The following is a 20,856-nucleotide window of genomic DNA, read 5'->3' as shown; positions in this document are numbered from 1 at the left end:
TGGAATCTATAGTAGTCACTTGTGACGCGAAGTATGGCGGTCGGCATCTAACATCGAAACACAATGATGTGAGGTTGTTAGAGCCAAGATCAGCCGGCGGAAGTTTGCTGCACGGCCAACTCGTCGATCTCGGCCTCGATCGCGGCGATGAGATCCAGAACCCAACCCTCGGAAAGGCCGCGGCCGATCATGACGACACGCGTGCCCTGATCCGTCGACGGCCAGCGATCGAGCCACGCAGGCGCATGAAAAACATGCTGCACGCCGTGGATGACAGCGGGGCGGTCCGGGCTCTCGGCGATGTTGATGATGCCCTTGAGCCGCAGCAGGTTTGCGCCGCAATGATCGGCGAGCGCTTCGAGCAATAGCGTGAGTGTCAGCGCGTGCATGGGCTGATCACGCCGGACTGCGATGCACTGGATGTCGTCGGAATGTGCGTGATGTGCGTGGACGTGGAGATCGCGGATCGGGTTGCGCTCGGAGTCGAGAAGGCCCGCGGGATCGATCTCGCCGAATATGGCTTCCGAGAGTTCAGCCCGCGGATTGAGCGCCGCGAGACGCGCGCGAAGATCGGCGGATTGTTCCGCAAGATCGCTCTTCGTCAGGATCAGCCGGTCCGCGACCGCGACCTGCCGAACGGACTGGGCTTCACGAGAGAGCGTCGCGAGCCCCGTCACGGCATCGACTGTCGTGACGACAGCGCCAAGGGCGAGTCCTGAGCCGCGCGCGCTCTCGCTCATGATCGCATTCAGAATGGGGGCCGGATCGGCGAGGCCGCTCGTCTCGATCACGATGCGCTCGAAGGCGGGAACGGCGCCACGGCTCCGGCGCGTGACGAGGTCCGCCATGGTTGCCTCGAGATCGCCGCGGATGGTGCAGCAGAGGCACCCCGTCTCGAGCTGGACGAAGCTTTCCTCGCCCGCCTCGACGAGATCGTGGTCGATGCCGACGGCGCCGAACTCGTTGATGATGACAGCCGTGCGCGCAAGCTCGGGTGACTTGAGCAGGCGCGCGAGCAGGGTGGTCTTGCCGCTGCCGAGGAAGCCGGTCAGGACCGTGACGGGGATCATGGCGGCGTGATTTCGATTGGGGCGATGCGTACGCGGCTCGGTCGGAAATCAGGATCGAGGCTCGAGCGCAGCACGCGCAAGGCGCCCGTAACGGAGCTCGCGACACGCTCGCGGCCATCGATCGTGATCGACCATCGGAAGGGCACGCCCGGTGCCGCGCGGGCGATCCGCACAACATGTGCCTCGCTCTCGACGATGATGTTGCCGCTCTCGTCCTGTCGCGCGCTGCCAGAGCGTCCCCACATCGTGAGGCTCGACGCGATCAGCGCGAGCAGCGCCTCGTCCATGCTCTTCGTGCGCGCGTCGCTCACAGCAGAGGTCCGGCAGTAATCTCGCTCGGGATTTTGCGCTTGAGATATTCGCCATCCCCAGGCTTGCCGAGATAGCGCCCGTCCTCGACCTTCACTGTCCCGCGCAGCATGGTGAGCACGGGCCACGCATTGATCTCGTGCCCCTCCCACGGCGTGTAGTCCGTCTGATGCAGCTCGGCGGCCTTGATCTGCCCGCGCCGCGTCGGATCGAGGATCGTGATGTCGGCGTCGCTGCCGACGGCGATGGCACCCTTGCGCGGATAGAGGCCCATGATCTTCGCCGCATTCGTCGAGACGAGATCGACATAGCGCGAGAGTGAATAGCCACGCCGCGTCACCATCTCCGTGTACATGACGGCGAGGCGCGGCTCGACGCCGGAGTTGCCGCCCGTCGTATCGTCGATGCGCCGCCCGAGCGTCTTCTCGCGCAGCGTGCAGCAGAGATCGTCGGTGGCGACGCAGTTGATCGCGCCATCGAGCGTGCCGGTCCACAGCGCCTGCTGGTCTGCTTTCGTCTTGAGCGATGGATAGGTGTGATAGATCTGCCCGTTGGGACGCTTGTAGTCCTCGGCGGTATAGAGCATGTACTGGTGCAGGCTCTCGCCGTAGATCGGAAGGCCTTTCGCGCGGGCCTCCTGGATTGCGGCGACGCCAGTCGCCGCCGAGACGTGCATCATGTAGAGCGCGCAGCCCGGCACGCTTTCGGCAAGGCGGATCACGCGGCGGAAGCTGATGTCCTCCGAAAGCTGGCTGTGCACCTCGGCCATGTTCTCGAAACCCGCGCGCCCCTCGCGGATGAGCTTGGCGTACATGTGCATGACGAGGTCGTTGTCCTCGGCATGGATCACGCCGAGCCCGCCATGCTTCGCAAGAACCTTGAACACCTCCCACATGTCGCCGAGGTCGACCATGCGGTCCTTCCTGTGCGGCACGATGTTGGTCGTGAAGATCTTCACCGTCGGATAGCCGGCCTGGATGGCCTCGCCGAGGTCCCGAACCACGGCCTCCGGCGGCTCGGACTGCAGCATGAGGTGGTAGGCCCAGTCGCACGCGGCTGTGCCCTTGAACTGAGTATCGCGCGCTTCGATACCGCTCTGGACCGTGGTGTCCGAGTTTATGTAGGCGAAGTCGATCAGCGTCGTGGTGCCGCCGTAAAGGGCCGCCATGCCGACATGATCGGGTCCCCGCGTGTAGTACGTCGGACCTTCCGGCGTCGCGAACGGATGCTGCATGTGCACGTGCGGGTCGATCCCGCCGGGCATGACGATTCGCCCCGTGGCATCGATGATACGGCCCGCCTGCTCCCCGAGCACGCCCGGCGCCGCCACCACGGCAATGGACTCGCCCTTTATGCCGATATCGGCTTTGGTAACGCCCTCGGGCGTGACGACATCCCCGCCCCGGATGATGATGTCGAGCATGGTTTCCTCCCGGATCGTCCTTTGGCTGGGCATCATGTCACGGGGCCCAGACAACTCAAGTGCTCAACTCAAGTGCTCAATCAAGTGTGGGGGGCCCTATGCGCGAGGAGGGCCTCGACAGGAACACATCAATCGAGAAAATATCAGCCGAGCAACGGCCTTCGAGCCTGAGGAGACGAGCGCTGCCCATGAACAAGATCACCCACGGCTCGCACTGGGGCGCCTTCACGGCCATCGTCGAGGACGGTCGCCTCGTAGAGATCGAGCCCGCCGCGCGCGACACCGATCCCTCGCCGATCCTGCGCGGAATGCCGGAGGCCCTCTATCATGGCGTGCGCGTCGCGCGGCCGGCCATCCGCAAGAGCTGGCTCGAAAAGGGCTACAAGGCGGGCGGCGAGGGCCGCGGCGCCGAGCCCTTCGTCGAAGTGCCCTGGGATGAGGCCATCGACATCGTTTCGCGCGAGCTCAAGCGCATCAAGACGGCCTACGGCAACGAGGCGATCTTCGCCGGCTCCTATGGCTGGGCGAGCGCCGGCCGCTTTCATCATGCCAAGACGCAGCTCCAGCGCTTCATGAACTGCTTCGGCGGCTTCACGGGCCAGAAGCACAGCTATTCGCTCGCGGCCGGCCTAGCGATCCTGCCGCATATTCTCGGCGATCATCGCACGCTCAGAAATCTCTCCTCGTGGGACGGCATTGCCGAGAACTCGAAGCTCTTCCTCGCCTTCGGCGGCTGCGGCACGAAGAATGCGCAGGTCGAGCCGGGCGGTTCAGGTGAGCACACGGCCGGTCCCTGGCTCGCGCGCCTTGCCGAGAAGGGCGTCGAGATCATCTCGATTACGCCCGTGCGCGACGACACGCCCGAGATCGCGCGCGCGACGTGGCTGCCCATCCGGCCGAACACCGACGTCGCCATGATGATCGGGCTCGCGCATACGCTCGTCAGCGAGAGCCTGCACGACAGGGATTTCCTCGCGCGCTACGCGGTCGGCTTCGAGCGCTTCGAGCGCTATCTGCGCGGCACGGACGACGGCGTGCCGAAGACGGCCGACTGGGCGGCCGCCATCACCGGCATCGATGCCGATACGATCCGCAATCTCGCGCGTCGCATGGCGGCGGTGCGCACCATGATCGCAACGAGCTACTCGCTCCAGCGTGGCGATCACGGCGAGCAGACCTTCTGGATGACGGCCGTGCTCGGCGCCATTCTCGGGCAGGTCGGCCTTCCCGGCGGCGGCTTCGGCTTTGGCTATGGCTCCATGCACGGCCAGGGCAATCCAGTCACCGTCTATTCCGCGCCCGCGCTTTCCGCCGGCAGCAATCCGACGGGCAGTTTCATTCCGGTCGCGCGCATCTCGGACCTGCTGCTCAATCCGGGCAAGGCCTACGACTTTGATGGCGAGAACCGCGTCTATCCCGACACGCGCATGATCTACTGGTGCGGCGGCAATCCCTTCCACCATCATCAGGATCTCAATCGCCTCATCGAGGCCTGGCGGCGACCGGAGACGGTCATCGTCAATGAGCCCTGGTGGACGTCGACCGCCCGCTTTGCCGACATCGTGCTGCCGGCGACGACGACGCTCGAGCGCAATGACATCGGCGCGAGCTCGCGCGATCGCTTCATCATCGCCATGAAGAAGGCCGTCGATCCCGTCGGCGAGTCGCGCAACGACTACGACATCTTCCGCGCGCTCGCCCGCAAGGTCGGCGTCGAGAAGGCCTTCACGGAAGGCCGCGAGGAAATGGACTGGCTGCGCCACATCTACGAGGTCGCGCGCCAGGATGCGTCGCGCGCCGGCGTGGAGCTTCCGAACTTCGATGCGTTCTGGGAGCAGGGCCACGCCGAGAGCCCCGTGCCCATGAAGGCGCACACCGTGCTCGCCGATTTCCGCGCCGAGCCGGACGCGAGAAAGCTCAAGACGCCCTCCGGCAAGATCGAGATCTACAGCGAGCGTATCGCGGGCTTCGGCTACGACGACTGCCCTGGCCATCCCGTATGGATGGAGCCGCTCGAGTGGCTCGGCTCGGACAAGGCGAAGACCTACCCGCTGCACATGATCTCGAACCAGCCCGCCGGCAAGCTGCACTCGCAGATGGATTTTGCCGGCGAGAGCCTTTCCCTCAAGGTCAAGGGCCGCGAGCCCGTGCTCATCCATCCCGAGGATGCCGAGCGCCGCGGCATTGCCGAGCACGACATCGTCCGCGTCTTCAACGAGCGTGGTGCGACGCTGGCAACGGCCGTGCTCTCCGATGGTCTTCTGCCGGGCGTCATCCGCCTCGCGACCGGTGCGTGGTACGATCCCACGGAGCCGGGCCGCATTGGCGCGCTCGACAAGCACGGCAATCCGAACATGCTGACGCCCGACAAGGGCACGTCGAAGCTCGGCCAGGGGCCGATCGCGCACACGGCGCTCGTCGAGGTCGAGCGCTTTGACGGCGATCCGGGAGAGGTGACGGTCTTCGCGCCGCCACCACTCGAGCGGGCGAGCTGAGCCCACCGCACACCGCTATGCTGGCGCGTGGATCGCAAGTAAGCTTGCGGTTTGCGCGTCTGGCCGGTCGAGCATCGGCGCGTGCGCGACGCATGAGGACCGAGGATCGACCATGACAGCCAGCAGTACCGCGACCGTTCCATCCTTCGATCTCGCGGGAAAGCGTGCCCTGATCACGGGCGGCAGCCGCGGCATCGGGCTTGCGGCTGCGGAGGCCTTGGCGGCGTTCGGTGCTCACGTGACGCTGCTGGCGCGCCCATCCGCGGACCTGAATACAGCCATTGAGCGGCTGAGAGCCGATGGCCGCAGTGCGGATGCCCTCGAGCTCGACGTGAAGGATACCGCTGGCCTGCGTGCGGCGATCGCGGCGCGCGCGCCCTATGATGTCCTCGTCAACAACGCCGGCACGAACAACCCGGTGACATTCCTCGATGTGACCGAGGAGCAGTACGACACGATCATGACGCTGAACGTGCGCGCGGCCTATTTCGCCGCGCAGGTCGTGGCGCAGAAGCTCGCCGCTGCCGGCCGATCCGGCTCGATCATCAACGTGTCTTCGCAGATGGGACACGTCGGCGCCGCGACCCGCACGGTCTACTGCGCCTCGAAATGGGCCATGGAGGGCATGACGCGCGCCATGGCCGTCGATCTCGCGCCGCACGGCATTCGCGTGAACACGCTCTGCCCGACGTTCATCGAGACGCCGCTCGCGCGCCGCATGCTCGCGAGCGAGCAATTCCGCAACGAGGTCCTGAAGAAGATCAAGCTCGGCCGCCTCGGTCAGGTCGGCGATCTCACCGGCGCGATCGTGTATCTCGCGTCGGATGCCTCTTCTCTCATGACCGGCACATCCATGATCATCGACGGCGGCTGGACGGCCGACTGAGCTCTCATGGCAGATCTGCCGTGAGGGACGTCGAGGCGAGCTGACAGGACTGCCTTCGAGATGCTTAAATTGCGCATCCAAGATCAAAAAACAAAACGAATGAGGAAACGACAATGGCCATCAGCATTCGTCAGCTTCACCCGCTCTTTGTCGCCGAAGTGAGCGGCGTCGATCTTTCGCGCCCGCTCGGTCCCGAGACGGTCAGCACCATCAACGATGCCATCAACACCTACGCGGTGCTGGTCTTTCACGGCCAGTCGCTCGACGACGATCAGCTTCTGGCGCTCGGCCGCACGTTCGGCAGTGTCGCGCCACCGCGGAACCATCGTGCCGGGCACCGTCTCCAGCACGCCGAGATCGCCGACATCTCGAACCTCAATGTCAAGAACGAGCTGCGCGCCCGCGACGACCATCGCCGTCTCGACGGGCTCGGCAATCAGCTCTGGCACTCGGATGCCTCGTTCCGGCCGATTTCCGGCGCCATCTCGATGCTGCACGCGCATGTCGTGCCGCCGGCGGGCGGTGACACCCAGTTCGCCGATCTGCGCGCGGCATATGACGCGCTGGATGATGAGACCAAAGCAACGATCGACGGCCTCTCCACCGAGCATTCGATCTTCACGTCGCGCGGCATTCTCGGCCATACCGACTACACGGAGTCCGAGCGCGCGGCGCTCCCGTCCGTGCGCCATCCGCTCGTGCGCGTGCATCCGGGTTCGGGGCGCAAGACGCTCTACATGGGCTCGCACGCCTCCCACATCATCGACTGGCCCTATCCTGAAGGCCGCCTGCTGCTCCTCGATCTGACCGAGCACGCGACGGACAAGCGCTTCGTCCATTCGCATCAGTGGCAGGTCGGCGATCTCGTCATGTGGGACAATCGCTGCACGCTTCATCGCGGCCGGCGCTATGACGACGCGAAGTATCGCCGCGATCTGAGGCGCGTGACCACGCAGGATATGGACTCCATCAACGACAATCCTGAGCTGGTCGCCGCGAGCTGAGCTGCGGGCGAAGGCCGATGCGCCCGGCGCGCATCGGCCTCCGGTGCAGTGCGCAGGGCGCCTCAGTAGTTCGTGACGCGCATGCAGCTTCCACGCCCTGCTTTGCCCTGGCGCCGCTTGCGCTCGAGCTCGCGCTTGCAGCGCCGCTCTGCCCGGTTGCAGGCCCAGCTCTTCTTGGCTGCCCAGGCATGGCCGTCCGCCATCATGTTCCCTAAGGGATCGCGCGCGATGTAGTAGCAGGCGGGTCTGGCCTCCGCCGGCTGACTCGTCATCAGGTTCGAGCCGACGATTGCGCTGAGAGCTGCCGCGCCAAGCATCATTGTCCGCCAAGGCATGTTCGTTGCTCCTTTTGCCGAGGAACCGTGATCGGTTCTGCTCGGTTGGTCGCAGCGAGACCGCCCGAGGTTCAACGGCGTGGTGAGCGTGAGACGATGTCTGCGGCAGAGGAGCTGTTGCGATATTGCATCGGCCTCGTCGTCGTGTGTCCGAGCGGACAATGCAAACTTGACACAGCAAGTATAGTATACCCTAACTTGATCTGACAGTGAGCACAGGCAGCCAGGTTAGCATCCAAGCCCCCCATCGCTGACGTCGTGAGCGCGCCGGTCCCGCACTCTTGCGGCCGATCGGCGGCATCAGGGAACTGTTGCGCGGTCGCGCACACGGGGGCCGGAATGCAAACAAACCACAATGATTTCGCCGATGCAGGTATCGGCAACGACAATCTCACCAGCGACAAGCGCCTCATCGCACAAGTGTCGCTCAGCGTTGCAGCCTCGATGCTGATGGCATCGGCCGCCACGGCACAGACGACCCTTCCACCACTCGCCGTCGAGACCAAAAAAGCGCTGGCCAAAGCCAAGGCCAAGGCCGCGCCCAAGGCCAAGCAGGCGCCGCCGCCGGTTGCCGCCGCAGAGCCCGCGGCCCCGGTCGACCCCTCGACCTTGCCCGGTAGCTACACCGCAACCACGGCAAGCTCGTCGAAGCAGACAGCACCGCTTCTCAATACGCCGCAGACTGTCACTGTTGTGCCGGGCACGATCATCCAGGAGCGGCAGGCGACGACTCTGACGGATGTGCTCAGAAATACGCCTGGTATCAGCTTCAACGCCGGCGAGAACGGTTTCGGTACGGGAGCTGCAAACTTCCAGCTCCGCGGCTTCGACTCGAGTGCCAATATCTTCGTCGATGGTGCGCGCGATTCCGGCGTCTACACGCGCGACATGTTCAATGTGGATCGCGTCGAGGTGTTCAAGGGGCCGGCAGCCGACAATGGCCGCGGCGGCGCCGGTGGATACATCAACATCGTCTCCAAGACGCCGCAGCTTGAGAACTTCGCACGCGCCGAGGTCGGCATCGGCTGGGACGGGTACGATTCGGAGGTGCGTCGGCGGGCGACGTTCGACGTCAACCAGCGCTTCGGCACCACCGCTGTGCGCCTCAACGGCATGGTCGAGGACAGTGGCGTCGCGGGCCGCGAACTCGCCGAGGCAAAGGCCTGGGGCTTCGCGCCGACGATCGCTTTCGGCCTCGGCACCGACACGCGCGCGATCTTCTCCTACTACCACCTCGATCGCAACGATCGGCCCGACTGGGGCGTCCCTGCGGCCATGATCAAGGGGACCATCAACTACAATCCGCTAGCCACTGCCGGATCGCGCGACAGCTTCTACGGCCTGCGCTCGGACAAGGATCGGGCAACGGTCGATGCCGTGACGGCGCGTTTCGAGCACGATCTTTCACCCGGCATCACGGTCAGCAACCAGACGCGTTGGTCGCGCGTCGATCGCTATGCGGCATTCACGATGCCAGGCGCCTTCACGGCGCCCGATACTGTGGCGACGTCCAGGAACTACTATGACCGGCTCGGCACCAATCTGACCAATCAGACCGAGCTCACTGCGAAGTTCTGGGCCTTCGGCTTCAAACATTCGCTCGGCGCCGGCGTCGAGTTCAGCCGCGAGGATTCGGATGCCAATCGCTACGCGAACAACCTGTTGTCCGGCAGCCTGCCCACCAGCCTGGTGAATCCCAATCCGGATCGCGCCATCTTCGGTCCGCCAACACTCAGCCAGACAAACGGCATCAAGATCGACACTGCCGCAGCCTATGTGTACGACACGATCGATCTCACGCGGCAGCTCCAGTTGACTGGTGGCCTGCGCGTCGAGCGCTACAGCATCAACATCGCCAGCAAGACGGCCGCTGGAGCCTCGGCCGGCATATTCGACGGATACGACAACGACTTCACGACGCTGAGCGGCAAGGTCGGGCTTGTCTACAAGCCGGTCAAAGAGGGCAGCCTCTACGCCTCGTTCGGCACGTCGGGGATGCCGCCGGCGGGCGTGCTCATGTCGTCGCCCGACATTTCGCGGGTGGATGACGGTGCGTTCCCTGGTCTCGTGCTCGGCGCCGACCCGCAGCGGCTCTACAATTACGAAATCGGCGTGAAGTGGAACTTCTTCGACGGGCGTCTGACGACCTCGGCTGCGTTGTTCCGCACGGAGAAGCACAGGGTCGCCTATTCTGCCACGGCCGCCAACGTGGGGGCGGGTGAGGCCGCGGCGATTGGCAACCCCATCTACGGCAAGCAGATCGTGGAGGGGCTCGAGCTGGCGGTCGCAGGTAATCTGACAGAGCGCTGGAAGCTGTTCGGCGGACTCGCGTTGATCGACAGCGAGCGCAAGCACGGGGCAGCAGTTGACCGGACGCAGACGGCTACCGACTACACCGTGAATGGTGTCGTGGTCACCACGACGAACGGGCAGGAGCTTGCGTTCACCCCAAGGTTCACCGCGAACCTCTGGTCGACCTACAAGGTGACGGATGCCTTTACTGTCGGCGCAGGCTTCCAGTACGTCGGCGAGTCGTGGGCCGGTCGTCCGGATGATGCCACGCGCATCATCGCAAACGGTAGGTTCGGCAAGCTCCCGGACTACTTCGTCGTGAATGCCATGGCATCTTACGATTTGACGCAGAACATCACGCTTCGTCTGAACGTGGACAACGTTTTCGATGAGTTCTATGCGACGTCGATGAACTGGCCAGGGGTGCGTGCGGCGCTTGGCCCACCTCGCACCTACTGGCTGAGCGCGAGCTTCAAGTACTAAGCGCGCCTGACGATTGCGCGGGAAGGAAGATTGCCGGGCCCGCCCGGCAATCTTCGCGTTTTGGAGGCACGATGCTTGTAACCATTCCAGATGTCTTGACCTCGCAAGAGGTCGCGCACATTCGCCGCGTACTGGAGACCACAGCCTGGATTGACGGGCGCAAGACGGCCGGCGACCAGGCCGCCGTCGTCAAGAACAACCTGCAGGTTCCGCTCGACGCGCCCGAGGCCCAGGATCTCGGCCAGATCATTCTGCGCGCGCTCGGTCGCAACCCGAGCTTCACCACGGCGGCGCTGCCCCTGAGCGTGTTGCCGCCGATGTTCAATCGCTATGACGTGGGCATGACGTTCGGCGCCCATGTCGACAACTCCATTCGCGCGCTGCCGACTGGCCAGCGTCTCAGAACGGACGTCTCCACGACGCTCTTTCTGACCCCGCCGGAGGACTATGACGGCGGCGAGCTCGTCGTGCACGACACCTACGGCGCGCACACGGTGAAGCTGCCGGCCGGGCACATGGTGGTCTATCCAGCGACGAGCCTGCACAGTGTCACGCCGGTCACGCGCGGCAGCCGCTGGAGCGCTGTGTTCTGGACCCAGTCCATGGTCAAGGATAGCTGGCGGCGCAACATGCTCTACGATCTCGATAGAGCGATCATGAGGACCAGGACAATGCTGCCGGATGACGATCCGGCGGTCTCCGCACTCATGGCGCACTATCACAATCTGCTGCGTCACTGGGCCGAGATGTGATGCCCGGGAAAGCCGTGCCGCGCGACATCGTCTTCTCGTGGGAGGGCCCTGCGCAGCATGAGGCGCGCCTCGCTGAGGATCCGGCCTTTCTGGCGGAGCACATGCGGCAAGCGGCCATCTCCGGCGATGTGGAGGCGCAGCTCGGCTGGGCGCACATGCTGCTCGAAGGTCACGGAACTGCGCCTGATCCGGTGGCGGCCTTTCGCTGGTTCCAGCTCGCCGCGCGCTCTCGAAGTGTCGAGGCGATCAACATGCTGGGTCGTTGTCACGAGCTTGGATGGGGCACGGCGCGTAACACGCGACTGGCCGCCCAATGCTATCGCGTCGCCGGCGAGGCAGGGCACGCGTGGGCGAACTTCAATCTCGCCATGCTGATGCTGGCGCGTGACGGCGCCGAGGGTGAGAAGCGCGACATCCTCTCGCTTCTGGTGCGCTCGGCACGCCGCGGCAATGCCAAGGCGATGAACGCGATCGGGGAGGCGTGCGAGGAGGGGTGGCGCGGTGCCGTGAAGATCGCGCCTGCGCGCCGCTGGTACATCCGCGCCGCGCGTCGCGGCTGCTTCCGGGGGGCCTTCAACACGGCACGTCATCTCATGGGCGATGGCAACGTTGATGGCGCCGTGCACTGGCTCCGGCAGTCGATCGCGCGTGCTCCTGGTGCCTTCTGCGCGGAGCTCGCGAGCCATCTCGCAGATCACCCGGATAGTCGCCTGCGAGAGGTCGCTGCGCTGGCACACGAGCGTGCACTCTCGGCCCCCGAGCGTGCGAAAGCGTCAATTCCCGGGATCGAGACGAAGATCGCGCCGGATGCTCAATCAACACCGCGCAGGCGTCGATCCGCAGGCCGCGTGTGGCGGGCCCTCACCCGTGCAAAGAGGTCGCGGCCTGTCTGACGAACTACTATTTCTTTCCTCTATCAGTCAAGATATTAACTGGGGGCCTCTCGATGCCCCCAGAGGCTGCACATTGCTTCGATGAACCAAGCGACCTGATGTCTTTATACGGCGACAGACTGGAGCCTCGATGGTGGTGGTGGCGGCGCGTGATCGCGTCCGCGGTCATCGTCACGAGCCTGCACGCCGGGCTCGTCGCCTTTGCCTATCTCAAGCCGCCGCCCGAGGAGGTCGTGGAGGAATCCGAGGGTGCATTCATGCTGGAGCTGGCGCCGCTACCGGTGGCAGCTACGGCCGATGCCGCCGAGCTGCCCGGCCCCTCTGCCGAGGTCACGCAGCCTCAGATCACGGAGAAGACGCCGACCGAGGAAGTACCCGAGGTGACGCCGCCGAAGGAGGTGCCGCTGCCCGTCGCGCCCGATCCCGAACTCGCCATGCCGATTCAGAAGCCGGTAGAGGAGCCTCCCGAGAAGAAGGAGGAAGAGGAAAAGCCGGTCGAGAAGCAGGTGGTCAAAGAGGAGCAAAAGGATAAGGAGCCGGAGGTCGAGGAAGCCAAGCCGCAGGAGGCCATGATCCAGCAGGGTGCGCCGCCCGCACCGGCAGCGACGCCGGCGCCTAAGACTGCGGCGCGGCGCCAGGGTACGACAGACCGGCCTTCGAACGAGGCCATGTCATGGTCGAAGGCTCTGATGAATCATCTCGGCCGCCATCGCCGCTATCCGACAGCGGCGCGCCAGGCCGGTCATCAGGGTGCCGTTCAGGTCGGTTTCACGATCGACCGCCGGGGGCAGGTTCTGTCCGCGCGCGTCATCAAGGCCTCGCAGAGCGTCCATCTCGATGCGGAGGCCCTCTCGATGTTGAAGCGCGCATCGCCGTTGCCCGAGCCGCCGGACGAGATTGCCGGTGAAGTCGTGGAGCTCGTGATCCCCATCGAGTTCACGATCAAATAGCGCGGGCGCCTGCTCTCGCTCAGCGGCGCAAGAGATGCGGGCCGATGTCGGCAATCGATGCGCATCCAGTCAGCGCCATGGCGGCCTCGAACTCGTCGCGCAGGAGCCTCAGCACGTGCGCGACACCCATCGCACCGTTGACGGCGAGCCCATACACGATCGGGCGGCCGATCATCACGGCCGCAGCGCCAGACGCCAAAGCCTTGAGCACATCGGTGCCGCGCCGGATGCCGCCGTCGAGGATGAGCGGCACGCGGCCCGCAACACGCGCGGCGATCTCGGGCAGGACCTCGATGGTCGCCGGTATTGTGTCCAGCGTGCGTCCGCCGTGGTTCGAGACCGCGATCCCGTCAGCACCGATATCGAGCGCGCGCGCCGCATCATCAGCCGCCAAGATGCCTTTGAGAACGATCGGTAGGGGCGTCACGCCGCGAAGCCACGCAATATCGCGCCAGCTCGGCGCCATCGCCATGAAGTGCTCGAAGACGATGCTGTCCAGATTCGGTTTCGGTGAAGGATGCGGCTCTGCGAGACCGCGGAGATTCTCGGGCACGAGCTGAGGAGGCAGGCGGAAGCCCGCGCGCTGCTCGCGATTGCGCACGCCGCTCACCGGCGCATCGACCGTGACGACCAGCACCTCATAGCCCGCAGCCTCCGCACGCCGCACGAGCCGCAGCGTGTCCTCGCGATCCGACTGGATGTAGAGCTGGAACCAGCGGCACGTCTCGCCCGCTGCGGCTGCCTGCTCCATGCTGGTCGTGGCGAGCGTGCTGAGCACCATGCCGGCGCCCTGTGCGGCCGCGGCCATCGCCGTCGCGCGCTCCGCGTCGGGGTGCGCGAGGCCTTGATGCGCGACCGGCGCGACGAGGATCGGGTGCGCATGCGTGCGTCCGAAGAGATCGATGCGCGCCGTCCCGCCGGGACCGCCATTGAGCACGCGCGGCAGGAGCGCGATCCGGTCGAAGGCTTCCCGGTTCCAGCGCAGTGTCAGCTCGTCGGCAGCGCCGCCGGAGAAATAGGCCCAGGGGCCCGCGTCGAGGCATTTGGCTGCCAGCAGCTCGTAATCGGCGAGGCTGAGAGGTGGCGCGTTCATGGGCCCTGAGCGTTGCATGGTCGCGGACGCACTGCAATCGCCCGGAAGCGGCAGATTGCGCAACACGGCCCGAACACATCGTCGTGAGTATCTTGACTCGGTCGGTCGACCGAAATATACGATGATAAATCGGTCGATCGACCGAAAATTGCAGGAAAGCGATCTGAAGCAACAATCTGAAGCAAACAATCAGAGTGGAGATGTCAAATGGGCGGTATCCTTGCATTGGCTTACGGCGTCGTCGTTTACGTGATCTTCCTCGGCTCGTTCCTCTATGCCATTGCCTTCGTCGGCAATCTCCCGGTGCCTAAAACCATCGACAGTGGCGTGGAAGGGAGCATGGCCGTTGCTCTCGTGGTGAACTGCCTGCTCCTCGGTCTCTTCGCCATCCAGCACAGCGTCATGGCGCGGCCCGCCTTCAAGCGCTGGTGGATACGGTTCGTGCCGCACGCCGTCGAGCGCTCGACGTATGTGCTGCTCGCGAGCCTCGTGCTCGTGCTGCTCTACTGGCAGTGGCGTCCCTTGCCGGCCGTCGTCTGGTCCGTGTCCGACCCGACCGTCGTTGTTGCCTTGCAGGCGATCTTCTGGGCGGGCTGGGCCATCGTTCTGGTGAGCACGTTCCTCATCAACCACTTCGAGCTGTTCGGCTTGCGGCAGGTTTTCGCCCGGCTGATGGGGCGTACGTTGCCGGATCCGACATTCAGGACGCCCTTGTTCTACAAGTGGGTGCGCCACCCGATCTACCTCGGCTTCCTGCTCGCGTTCTGGGCCACGCCGACAATGACCGTAGGCCATCTGCTCTTCGCGGTTGTCACGACGGGCTACATCCTGATCGGCATCTATCTCGAGGAGCGCGATCTGATCGCATTGTTCGGCGAGCAGTATCGACGCTATCGTCGGCAGGTTGCCATGCTCATTCCGATGCCCTTCCGCAGTGGAATGAGCAAGCACGTCAATGAGGCCGGTGAGCTTGAGCACCGATAGCCGCAGCAAGGAGAGACTTCGCATGGCGCGCCCGGCAGCCAAGAAACTTGAAACCAGTACGACGCTGCTCGAAGCAGCAAAGAAGGTGCTGCGCCAGAGCGGCTATGCGGGCCTTTCCACGCGGGACGTGGCAGCCGCAGCAGGCGTGCCGCTCAGTCAGATCCACTATCACTTCGGATCCAAGCAAGGTCTCCTGCTCGCGTTGTTCGAGTACTTGAATGGCCAGCTCCTCGATCGCCAGGATGCACTCTACGGCGACAAATCCCTGTCGATCGCGGAGCAATGGGACAAGGCCTGCGACTATCTCGATGAGGATATCGGCTCCGGCTACGTGCGCGTTCTGCAGGAGCTGAGCGCCGCCGGCTGGTCCGATCCCGAGGTCGCCAAGGTCGTCCGCGACGCGATCAAGGGCTGGATCGATCTCATCGCGGAAGTCGCGCGCCGTGCGGAGCGCGAATTGGGCGGACTTGGACCTTTCTCCGCCGAGGAAGTAGCGGCTCTGGTCGGCAGCGCCTTCATCGGCTCGGAGAGTCACTATCTTCTCGGTCTCGAGCGGCGCGGCGTGCCTGTGCGACAGGCCCTGCGGCGCTTCGGCGATCTCATACGCATTGCAGAAAGTAAATCATCCAAGAGGTGAGATTATGCGCGCCAAGCTGCCTGCAGCCGAAGGGTTCGTCGAGCGCGACGGCGTGAAGATTTTTTACGAGGTCTATGGGGACGGGCCGGAGACCATGGTCTTTCTGCCGCCCTGGAGCATTGTCCATTCACGCGTCTACAAGGCCCAGATCCCCTACTTCAGCGAGCGTTACCGCTGCATCACTTTCGATCCACGCGGCAATGGCCGCTCCGGCCGGCCGCAAGAGGCCAGTGCGTACACCCTCGCCAACTTCATTGCCGACGTGCTCGCGGTCATGGATGCCACCGAAGCCGGCGAGGCCATCCTTGTCGGGCTTTCACTCGCGGGCATACATATCTGCGCGATCGCCGCCTACCATCCCGAGCGCGTGAAGGCTGCCGTCCTTGCCGGCACTGCCGCAACGATCGGCCCAAGCTATCCGCACATGGTGCCGCAGCACTTCCTCGCCAAGCGAACGAGCTTCGAGGGCTGGGAGAAATACAATCGCGACTACTGGCTTTCGAACTATCCGGATTTTGCAGCGCACTTCGTTAGCCACATCCACTCCGAGCCCCATTCAACGAAGCAATTCGAGGACGGCGTAGAATGGGCTGCCGAGACCACCGGCGACATTCTGGTCAAAACGGTAGAAGCCCGTGCGTTTGCTCCGCCTTTCGATGTCAGCGAGGAAATGTACCGCAAGGTTAGCTGTCCCATGCTGCTGATCCATGGCGACGACGACAAGATCCAGCCTTATGCGCGTGGCCAGCTCGTCGCCGAGCTCACGGGGGGCGAGCTTTTCACGATCCCTGGCGGTGGCCATAATGTGCTCGCGCGCTTTCCTGCAAAGTGCAATGAGCTGATCAACAAATTTCTGGATCGCAAGCTTGGCATTCCAGCTCCAGGAAAAGGCCGGTCGAAGCCTACGACGCGCGCGAAGAAGGCACTGTATCTCTCCTCGCCTATCGGTCTCGGACATGGCCGTCGCGACATCGCGATCACGCGCGAGCTTCGCAAGCTGCACCCCGACCTGCAGGTGGACTGGCTGGCCCAGGATCCCGTGACGCGGCTCCTCGATGCGTACGGCGAGCGCGTCCATCCGCTGAGCGCGCGCCTTGCGAGCGAGTCGCGCCACATCGAGCTCGAGTCCGGCGAGCATGACCTCAATGCATTCCAGGCCATCCGGCGCATGGATGAGGTGCTCATTGCGAATTTCATGATCTTCCAGGATGCCGTGAACGAGGGGGGCTATGATCTCGTCATCGCTGACGAGGCCTGGGATATCGACCACTACTGGCACGAGCACCCCGAGCTGAAGAAGGCAAAGCTCGCCTGGTTCACGGATTTCGTTGGCTATGTCCCGATGCCGGCGAATGGTGCGCACGAGGCAATGCTCGCGACCGACTACAACGCGGAGATGATCGGGCATATCGAGCGCCACCCGAATGTGCGTGACCGCGCCATCTTCGTCGGCTCGCCCGAGGACATCGTGCCGCTCACGTTCGGCAGGGATCTGCCGGAGATGCGTGATTGGATCCCGAAGCACTTCGACTTTTCCGGCTACGTCATCGGCGAGCATCCTGATGCGTTCGGAAGTCGGCAGGAGCTGCGCCAGTCGCTCGGCTATCTCCCGGGCGAGCGCGTATGCATTGTCACCGTCGGTGGATCGGGTGTCGGCACGCATCTCATCCGGCGCATTCTGGACAGCTATCCCATGGCGCGCGCCCGCATTCCCGAGCTGCGCATGATCCTCGTGACAGGGCCGCGGATTGATCCGCGCGCGCTCTCCGCTCCGGCGGGCGTTGAGGTCCGCGCTTTCGTGCCGAACCTCGATCGCCACCTCGCAGCCTGTGACCTCGCGGTCGTGCAAGGCGGTCTCACCACGTGCATGGAGCTCACGGCAGCAGGGACGCCCTTCCTTTATTTTCCGTTGAAGAATCATTTCGAGCAGAATTTCCACGTGGCGCACCGGCTCGACCGGTACGGCGCCGGTCGACGCATGGAGTTTGCGACGACGACCCCGGACATGATTGCAGAAGCTATGGTTGCCGCCTTGAAGTCGCCCGTGCGCCCACAGCCCGTCGAAGCCGACGGTGCGGCACGCGCCGCGCGTATGCTCGCGGAGCTGCTCTGACAATCCAGCGCGGCGGCAGGGCTTGCGCTCGTGGAGGCGATGGCAGATGCTCCGGCATCTCGCGCCGCCATGAGGTCAAGCCATGCTCAAGCTCTATTTCTCGCCGTCGTCGAGCTCGCTCGCGACACATATCGCCCTGATCGAGTGCGGCGCTCCCCATGAGCTCGACGCGCGCCCGATGTCGAAGCAGCAGACGCGGACGCCCGAGTATCTGGCTATCAACCCCGATGGCAAGGTGCCGGCGCTGCTCACCGAGGGCGGCCGCATCCTGACGGAGGTGGCGGCGACGCTCTACTACATTGCGCGCAAGTATCCGGCTGCCGGCCTTTGGCCCGAGGGTGACCTCGAGGCCGAGGCGCAGGTGATCTCGTGGATGTCCTTCGTCGCCTCCACCATGCACGGCTCGCGCGCCAAGGGACCGGAGCACGTTGCTACGGCCTTCAAGGTTGCCAATCAGAGGCTCGGCGATCGGCAATGGGCGATCGGGCGCTATTCGATCGCGGACATCCATCTGTTTCGCGTCTACTGGCGTTTCCGGCCCGGCATGGATGCGCCGCTCGGGACCTATCCCGCGCTCGAAGCGCATCACGAGAGAATGCTCGCGCGCCCCGCCGTCAAGAAGGCGCTGGAGATCGAGAAGGCCTACGAATAGGCGCCAGGCGCTTTGCGTTTCGGCCTCGGTATCATTGCAGTTGAGCGGCGCTCCAGTGCGGGGCGGGCCTGTCCCTGTGCGCTGAAATGGCTGGCGCACGGGGCCGCGTGATGCCATTTCTCTCGGAATGGAGGATGATCCGATGCCAGCGCCGAATGTGACCGTCGTTTCTCATCCTCTGGTCCAGCACAAGCTGACCCTCATGCGGGACGTTAATACCGCATCTTCGAAGTTCAGGGCGCTGCTGCGCGAGATCGGCCTGCTGCTCACCTACGAGATCTGCCGCGATCTCGAAACCGAACTGGTCGAGATCACGACGCCGCTCGAGACCTTCATGGCGCCGCGGCTCGAAGGCAAGAAGCTCTGCTTCATTTCCATCCTTCGCGCCGGAAACGGGCTCGTGGACGGAATGCTCGATCTCGTACCCTCGGCGCGCGTTGGGCACGTCGGCCTCTATCGGGATCCGCAATCGTTCATGCCGGTCGAGTACTACGTGAAGCTTCCCGACCATATCGAGGAGCGGCTGTGCATCTGCGTCGATCCAATGCTCGCGACCGGCAACTCCGCCGTCGCTGCTGTCCGGCGCATCAAGGAAGCAGGTGCAAGGCGCATCAAGTTTGCTTGCCTGCTCGCGGCGCCGGTTGGCATCGAGAACTTCTCAGCCGCTCACCCCGATGTGCCGATCCTGACCGCATCCATCGATCGCGAGCTCAATGATCACGCCTACATACTTCCAGGCCTCGGCGATGCGGGTGATCGCATGTACGGCACGAAGTGAGCGCGCCCTGATCGCGCGAGCTGCCACCGGCAGTGAACGGTGTGAGCTGAGGCCGCAGCCTAGCTCCACCATCACAAAGCAGTGAGATCGGCTGACGATGCCGCTTCGGCGATGCGCGCCGCGCGGGGCATCACACTCTCCGCCGTGACCGGCGTCGCTCGACAACGCTCATGCCTGGCAGCCCAGCAACCCTCGGCAACGCTTGGCATGTTTGAGCGCATGATGCGCGCGTCGCGTGCCTACATATCCGTCATCGAGAGCGATGCGCAACGGCGGAGAGCGGAAGCTGCCGAGCTCGCACCCGGCGCGCGTGACCGATGTTGATGCGGCCGGCCATTGCCGTCGCCAAAAGCGCCGCCCACATCAGAATTTCAGAGCCCGGCTCGTCCGGCTCGGAAATCGATGATCCCAACTCTACGAGAGAGAGCACGATCATGCCGACCATCACAACCAAAGACGGCACGCGGATCTACTACAATGACTGGGGCACGGGGCAGCCTGTTGTCTTCAGTCACGGCTGGCCGCTGAGCGCCGACGCGTTCGAAGACCAGATGTTCTATCTCGCTTCGAAAGGCTACCGCGTCATCGCGCATGACCGCCGCGGCCACGGTCGCTCGGACCAGCCCTGGCACGGCAATGACCTCGACACATACGCAGATGATCTTGCGGAGCTCGTGCAGAAGCTCGATCTCAAGGGCGCGGTGCACGTCGGTCATTCGACGGGCGGCGGCGAAGTTGCTCGCTACATCGGCCGCCACGGCACCTCGCGCGTCGCGAAGGCGGTCTTCATCGGCGCCATTCCGCCGCTGATGCTGAAGACGCCGTCCAATCCAAAAGGAACGCCGATCGATGTCTTCAATCAGCTCCGCGCGGGCGTGCTTGCCGACCGTTCGCAGTTCTTCAAGGATCTGACGATACCCTTCTACGGCTACAATCACCCGGGCGCGAAAGTCTCAGAGGGCGTTCGGGACGCCTTCTGGCTGCAGAGCATGATGGCTGGATTCCCGGCCTGCTACTTCTGCATCAAGGCATTCTCGGAGACGGACACGACCGAGGACCTCAAGAAGGTCGATGTTCCGGCCCTCTTCCTGCACGGCGATGATGATCAGATCGTGCCGATCGAGGCTGCGGCGATCCCGGCCTCGAAGATCGTGAAGGGTGCGACGCTCAAGATCATCAAGGGCGCGCCGCATGGCATGTGCACGACGCTCAAGGACGTCGTGAATGAGGAGCTGCTGGCCTTCCTCAAGGCCTGAGAGCGGGAAAGACGCCAAGCGCCCGGAGGGGCCGCTCAGCCCCTTCGGGTGTTTTTCTCGGCCGAGCGCCCTTTACCGCGACGTGGGACGGGCACTTCGTCCGATTTCTTCAATGCGCCGCTGGACTGCGCGTGCGCGTTCCTCGGTCTCGCGGGCCCGGGCCTCTGCCGACAGCGATTGCCTTGCGGCATCGAGCTCGCGGCGCTGCCATGCCGCATCGGCGTTCGCCCGATGCTCGGCATCGATGGACCGATCGACATAGCCGCGTCTGTCGGTGGCAGATGCCGATTGCATGGTGGCAGCGGCGCCCATCAGCAGGGCACCCAGCCCAACAATCGTGGCGATCCGGGGGGATGGACGCGATAGCATTGGGCACACCTCCAGTTCAGTTGGCATTACCCAACTATATTGTACGGCCGGCTCGCCTTTTCCAGTGTCCTGCCGCGGATAA

The 20,856-nt window shown here is 64.3% G+C and carries 19 protein-coding genes; 13 read left to right on the top strand and 6 right to left on the bottom strand.

Annotated elements, in window-relative coordinates; translation table 11 throughout:
- Positions 1 to 89 precede the first annotated feature (89 nt).
- The 3 genes from CS1BSM3_RS26020 to CS1BSM3_RS26010 are packed head-to-tail and all read right to left on the bottom strand — an operon-like array spanning position 90 to position 2,802.
- Positions 90 to 1,070 carry a CobW family GTP-binding protein gene (locus CS1BSM3_RS26020; RefSeq protein WP_072392946.1) on the bottom strand — a complete coding sequence of 327 codons (981 nt, stop codon included), beginning with the start codon at positions 1,068 to 1,070 and terminating at the stop codon, positions 90 to 92.
- Complete coding sequence (locus CS1BSM3_RS26015) at positions 1,067 to 1,381, bottom strand: hypothetical protein (protein WP_072392943.1); 315 nt, start codon at positions 1,379 to 1,381, stop codon at positions 1,067 to 1,069. Before CS1BSM3_RS26015 ends, CS1BSM3_RS26020 begins: the two co-directional genes overlap by 4 nt.
- The gene (locus tag CS1BSM3_RS26010; protein WP_072392940.1) at positions 1,378 to 2,802 is read right to left on the bottom strand and encodes an amidohydrolase family protein; all 1,425 of its coding nucleotides are present in this window, start codon (positions 2,800 to 2,802) and stop codon (positions 1,378 to 1,380) included. The genes CS1BSM3_RS26015 and CS1BSM3_RS26010 overlap by 4 nt, the downstream gene beginning before the upstream one ends.
- 188 nt (positions 2,803 to 2,990) lie before the next feature.
- Between CS1BSM3_RS26010 and CS1BSM3_RS26005 the strand changes: the two genes are divergently transcribed.
- The 3 genes from CS1BSM3_RS26005 to CS1BSM3_RS25995 all read left to right on the top strand — a co-directional run bounded on the left by CS1BSM3_RS26005 (position 2,991) and on the right by CS1BSM3_RS25995 (position 7,187).
- On the top strand, positions 2,991 to 5,297 hold the full coding sequence (locus CS1BSM3_RS26005) for a molybdopterin guanine dinucleotide-containing S/N-oxide reductase (protein ID WP_174263794.1): 2,307 nt from the start codon (positions 2,991 to 2,993) through the stop codon (positions 5,295 to 5,297).
- Between the two features lie 112 nt (positions 5,298 to 5,409).
- Positions 5,410 to 6,183 carry an SDR family NAD(P)-dependent oxidoreductase gene (locus tag CS1BSM3_RS26000; RefSeq protein ID WP_072392937.1) on the top strand — a complete coding sequence of 258 codons (774 nt, stop codon included), beginning with the start codon at positions 5,410 to 5,412 and terminating at the stop codon, positions 6,181 to 6,183.
- Positions 6,184 to 6,296: 113 nt separating this feature from the next.
- Entirely contained in the window at positions 6,297 to 7,187 is an 891-nt protein-coding gene (locus CS1BSM3_RS25995; protein WP_072392934.1) for a TauD/TfdA dioxygenase family protein, read from the top strand.
- A gap of 62 nt (positions 7,188 to 7,249) precedes the next feature.
- Here the strand turns inward: CS1BSM3_RS25995 and CS1BSM3_RS25990 are convergent, their stop codons facing one another.
- Entirely contained in the window at positions 7,250 to 7,522 is a 273-nt protein-coding gene (locus CS1BSM3_RS25990; protein WP_143149362.1) for a hypothetical protein, read from the bottom strand.
- 339 nt (positions 7,523 to 7,861) lie between these two features.
- Between CS1BSM3_RS25990 and CS1BSM3_RS25985 the strand changes: the two genes are divergently transcribed.
- The 4 genes from CS1BSM3_RS25985 to CS1BSM3_RS25970 all read left to right on the top strand — a co-directional run bounded on the left by CS1BSM3_RS25985 (position 7,862) and on the right by CS1BSM3_RS25970 (position 12,892).
- On the top strand, positions 7,862 to 10,297 hold the full coding sequence (locus CS1BSM3_RS25985) for a TonB-dependent receptor (RefSeq protein WP_083528909.1): 2,436 nt from the start codon (positions 7,862 to 7,864) through the stop codon (positions 10,295 to 10,297).
- A gap of 71 nt (positions 10,298 to 10,368) precedes the next feature.
- On the top strand, positions 10,369 to 11,049 hold the full coding sequence (locus CS1BSM3_RS25980) for a Fe2+-dependent dioxygenase (protein ID WP_072392928.1): 681 nt from the start codon (positions 10,369 to 10,371) through the stop codon (positions 11,047 to 11,049).
- Entirely contained in the window at positions 11,049 to 11,942 is an 894-nt protein-coding gene (locus CS1BSM3_RS25975) for a tetratricopeptide repeat protein (protein WP_072392925.1), read from the top strand. Before CS1BSM3_RS25980 ends, CS1BSM3_RS25975 begins: the two co-directional genes overlap by 1 nt.
- 98 nt (positions 11,943 to 12,040) lie before the next feature.
- Positions 12,041 to 12,892: an energy transducer TonB gene (locus tag CS1BSM3_RS25970; RefSeq protein ID WP_143149361.1), complete on the top strand. Its 852-nt coding sequence runs from the start codon at positions 12,041 to 12,043 to the stop codon at positions 12,890 to 12,892.
- Between the two features lie 19 nt (positions 12,893 to 12,911).
- Here the strand turns inward: CS1BSM3_RS25970 and CS1BSM3_RS25965 are convergent, their stop codons facing one another.
- Positions 12,912 to 13,985, bottom strand: a complete 1,074-nt coding sequence (locus CS1BSM3_RS25965; protein ID WP_244540616.1) for an alpha-hydroxy acid oxidase — start codon at positions 13,983 to 13,985, stop codon at positions 12,912 to 12,914.
- A 207-nt stretch (positions 13,986 to 14,192) separates the two neighbouring features.
- Here CS1BSM3_RS25965 and mddA point away from each other — a divergent pair, with 207 nt between their 5' ends.
- The 6 genes from mddA to CS1BSM3_RS25930 all read left to right on the top strand — a co-directional run bounded on the left by mddA (position 14,193) and on the right by CS1BSM3_RS25930 (position 20,405).
- Complete coding sequence (mddA, locus tag CS1BSM3_RS25960; protein ID WP_072392919.1) at positions 14,193 to 14,969, top strand: methanethiol S-methyltransferase; 777 nt, start codon at positions 14,193 to 14,195, stop codon at positions 14,967 to 14,969.
- 22 nt (positions 14,970 to 14,991) lie between these two features.
- The gene (locus tag CS1BSM3_RS25955) at positions 14,992 to 15,606 is read left to right on the top strand and encodes a TetR/AcrR family transcriptional regulator (protein ID WP_072392916.1); all 615 of its coding nucleotides are present in this window, start codon (positions 14,992 to 14,994) and stop codon (positions 15,604 to 15,606) included.
- A 4-nt stretch (positions 15,607 to 15,610) separates the two neighbouring features.
- Entirely contained in the window at positions 15,611 to 17,719 is a 2,109-nt protein-coding gene (locus CS1BSM3_RS25950; protein WP_072392913.1) for an alpha/beta hydrolase, read from the top strand.
- An 82-nt stretch (positions 17,720 to 17,801) separates the two neighbouring features.
- Positions 17,802 to 18,371: a glutathione S-transferase family protein gene (locus CS1BSM3_RS25945; RefSeq protein WP_072392910.1), complete on the top strand. Its 570-nt coding sequence runs from the start codon at positions 17,802 to 17,804 to the stop codon at positions 18,369 to 18,371.
- Positions 18,372 to 18,513: 142 nt separating this feature from the next.
- Entirely contained in the window at positions 18,514 to 19,149 is a 636-nt protein-coding gene (gene upp, locus CS1BSM3_RS25940; RefSeq protein WP_083528996.1) for a uracil phosphoribosyltransferase, read from the top strand.
- Positions 19,150 to 19,583: 434 nt separating this feature from the next.
- Positions 19,584 to 20,405 (top strand): alpha/beta fold hydrolase, encoded by an 822-nt coding sequence (locus CS1BSM3_RS25930; RefSeq protein ID WP_072394595.1) that lies wholly within the window; start codon positions 19,584 to 19,586, stop codon positions 20,403 to 20,405.
- A 72-nt stretch (positions 20,406 to 20,477) separates the two neighbouring features.
- On the opposite strand, the gene CS1BSM3_RS25925 is transcribed toward CS1BSM3_RS25930, so the two are convergent.
- Positions 20,478 to 20,774 carry a hypothetical protein gene (locus CS1BSM3_RS25925; RefSeq protein ID WP_072392901.1) on the bottom strand — a complete coding sequence of 99 codons (297 nt, stop codon included), beginning with the start codon at positions 20,772 to 20,774 and terminating at the stop codon, positions 20,478 to 20,480.
- Positions 20,775 to 20,856 lie beyond the last annotated feature (82 nt).

It is taken from the genome of Hyphomicrobium sp. CS1BSMeth3 (assembly GCF_900117415.1).
In the GTDB taxonomy this organism is placed as follows: Bacteria; Pseudomonadota; Alphaproteobacteria; order Rhizobiales; family Hyphomicrobiaceae.
This window is presented reverse-complemented; position numbering and strand designations above follow the sequence as displayed.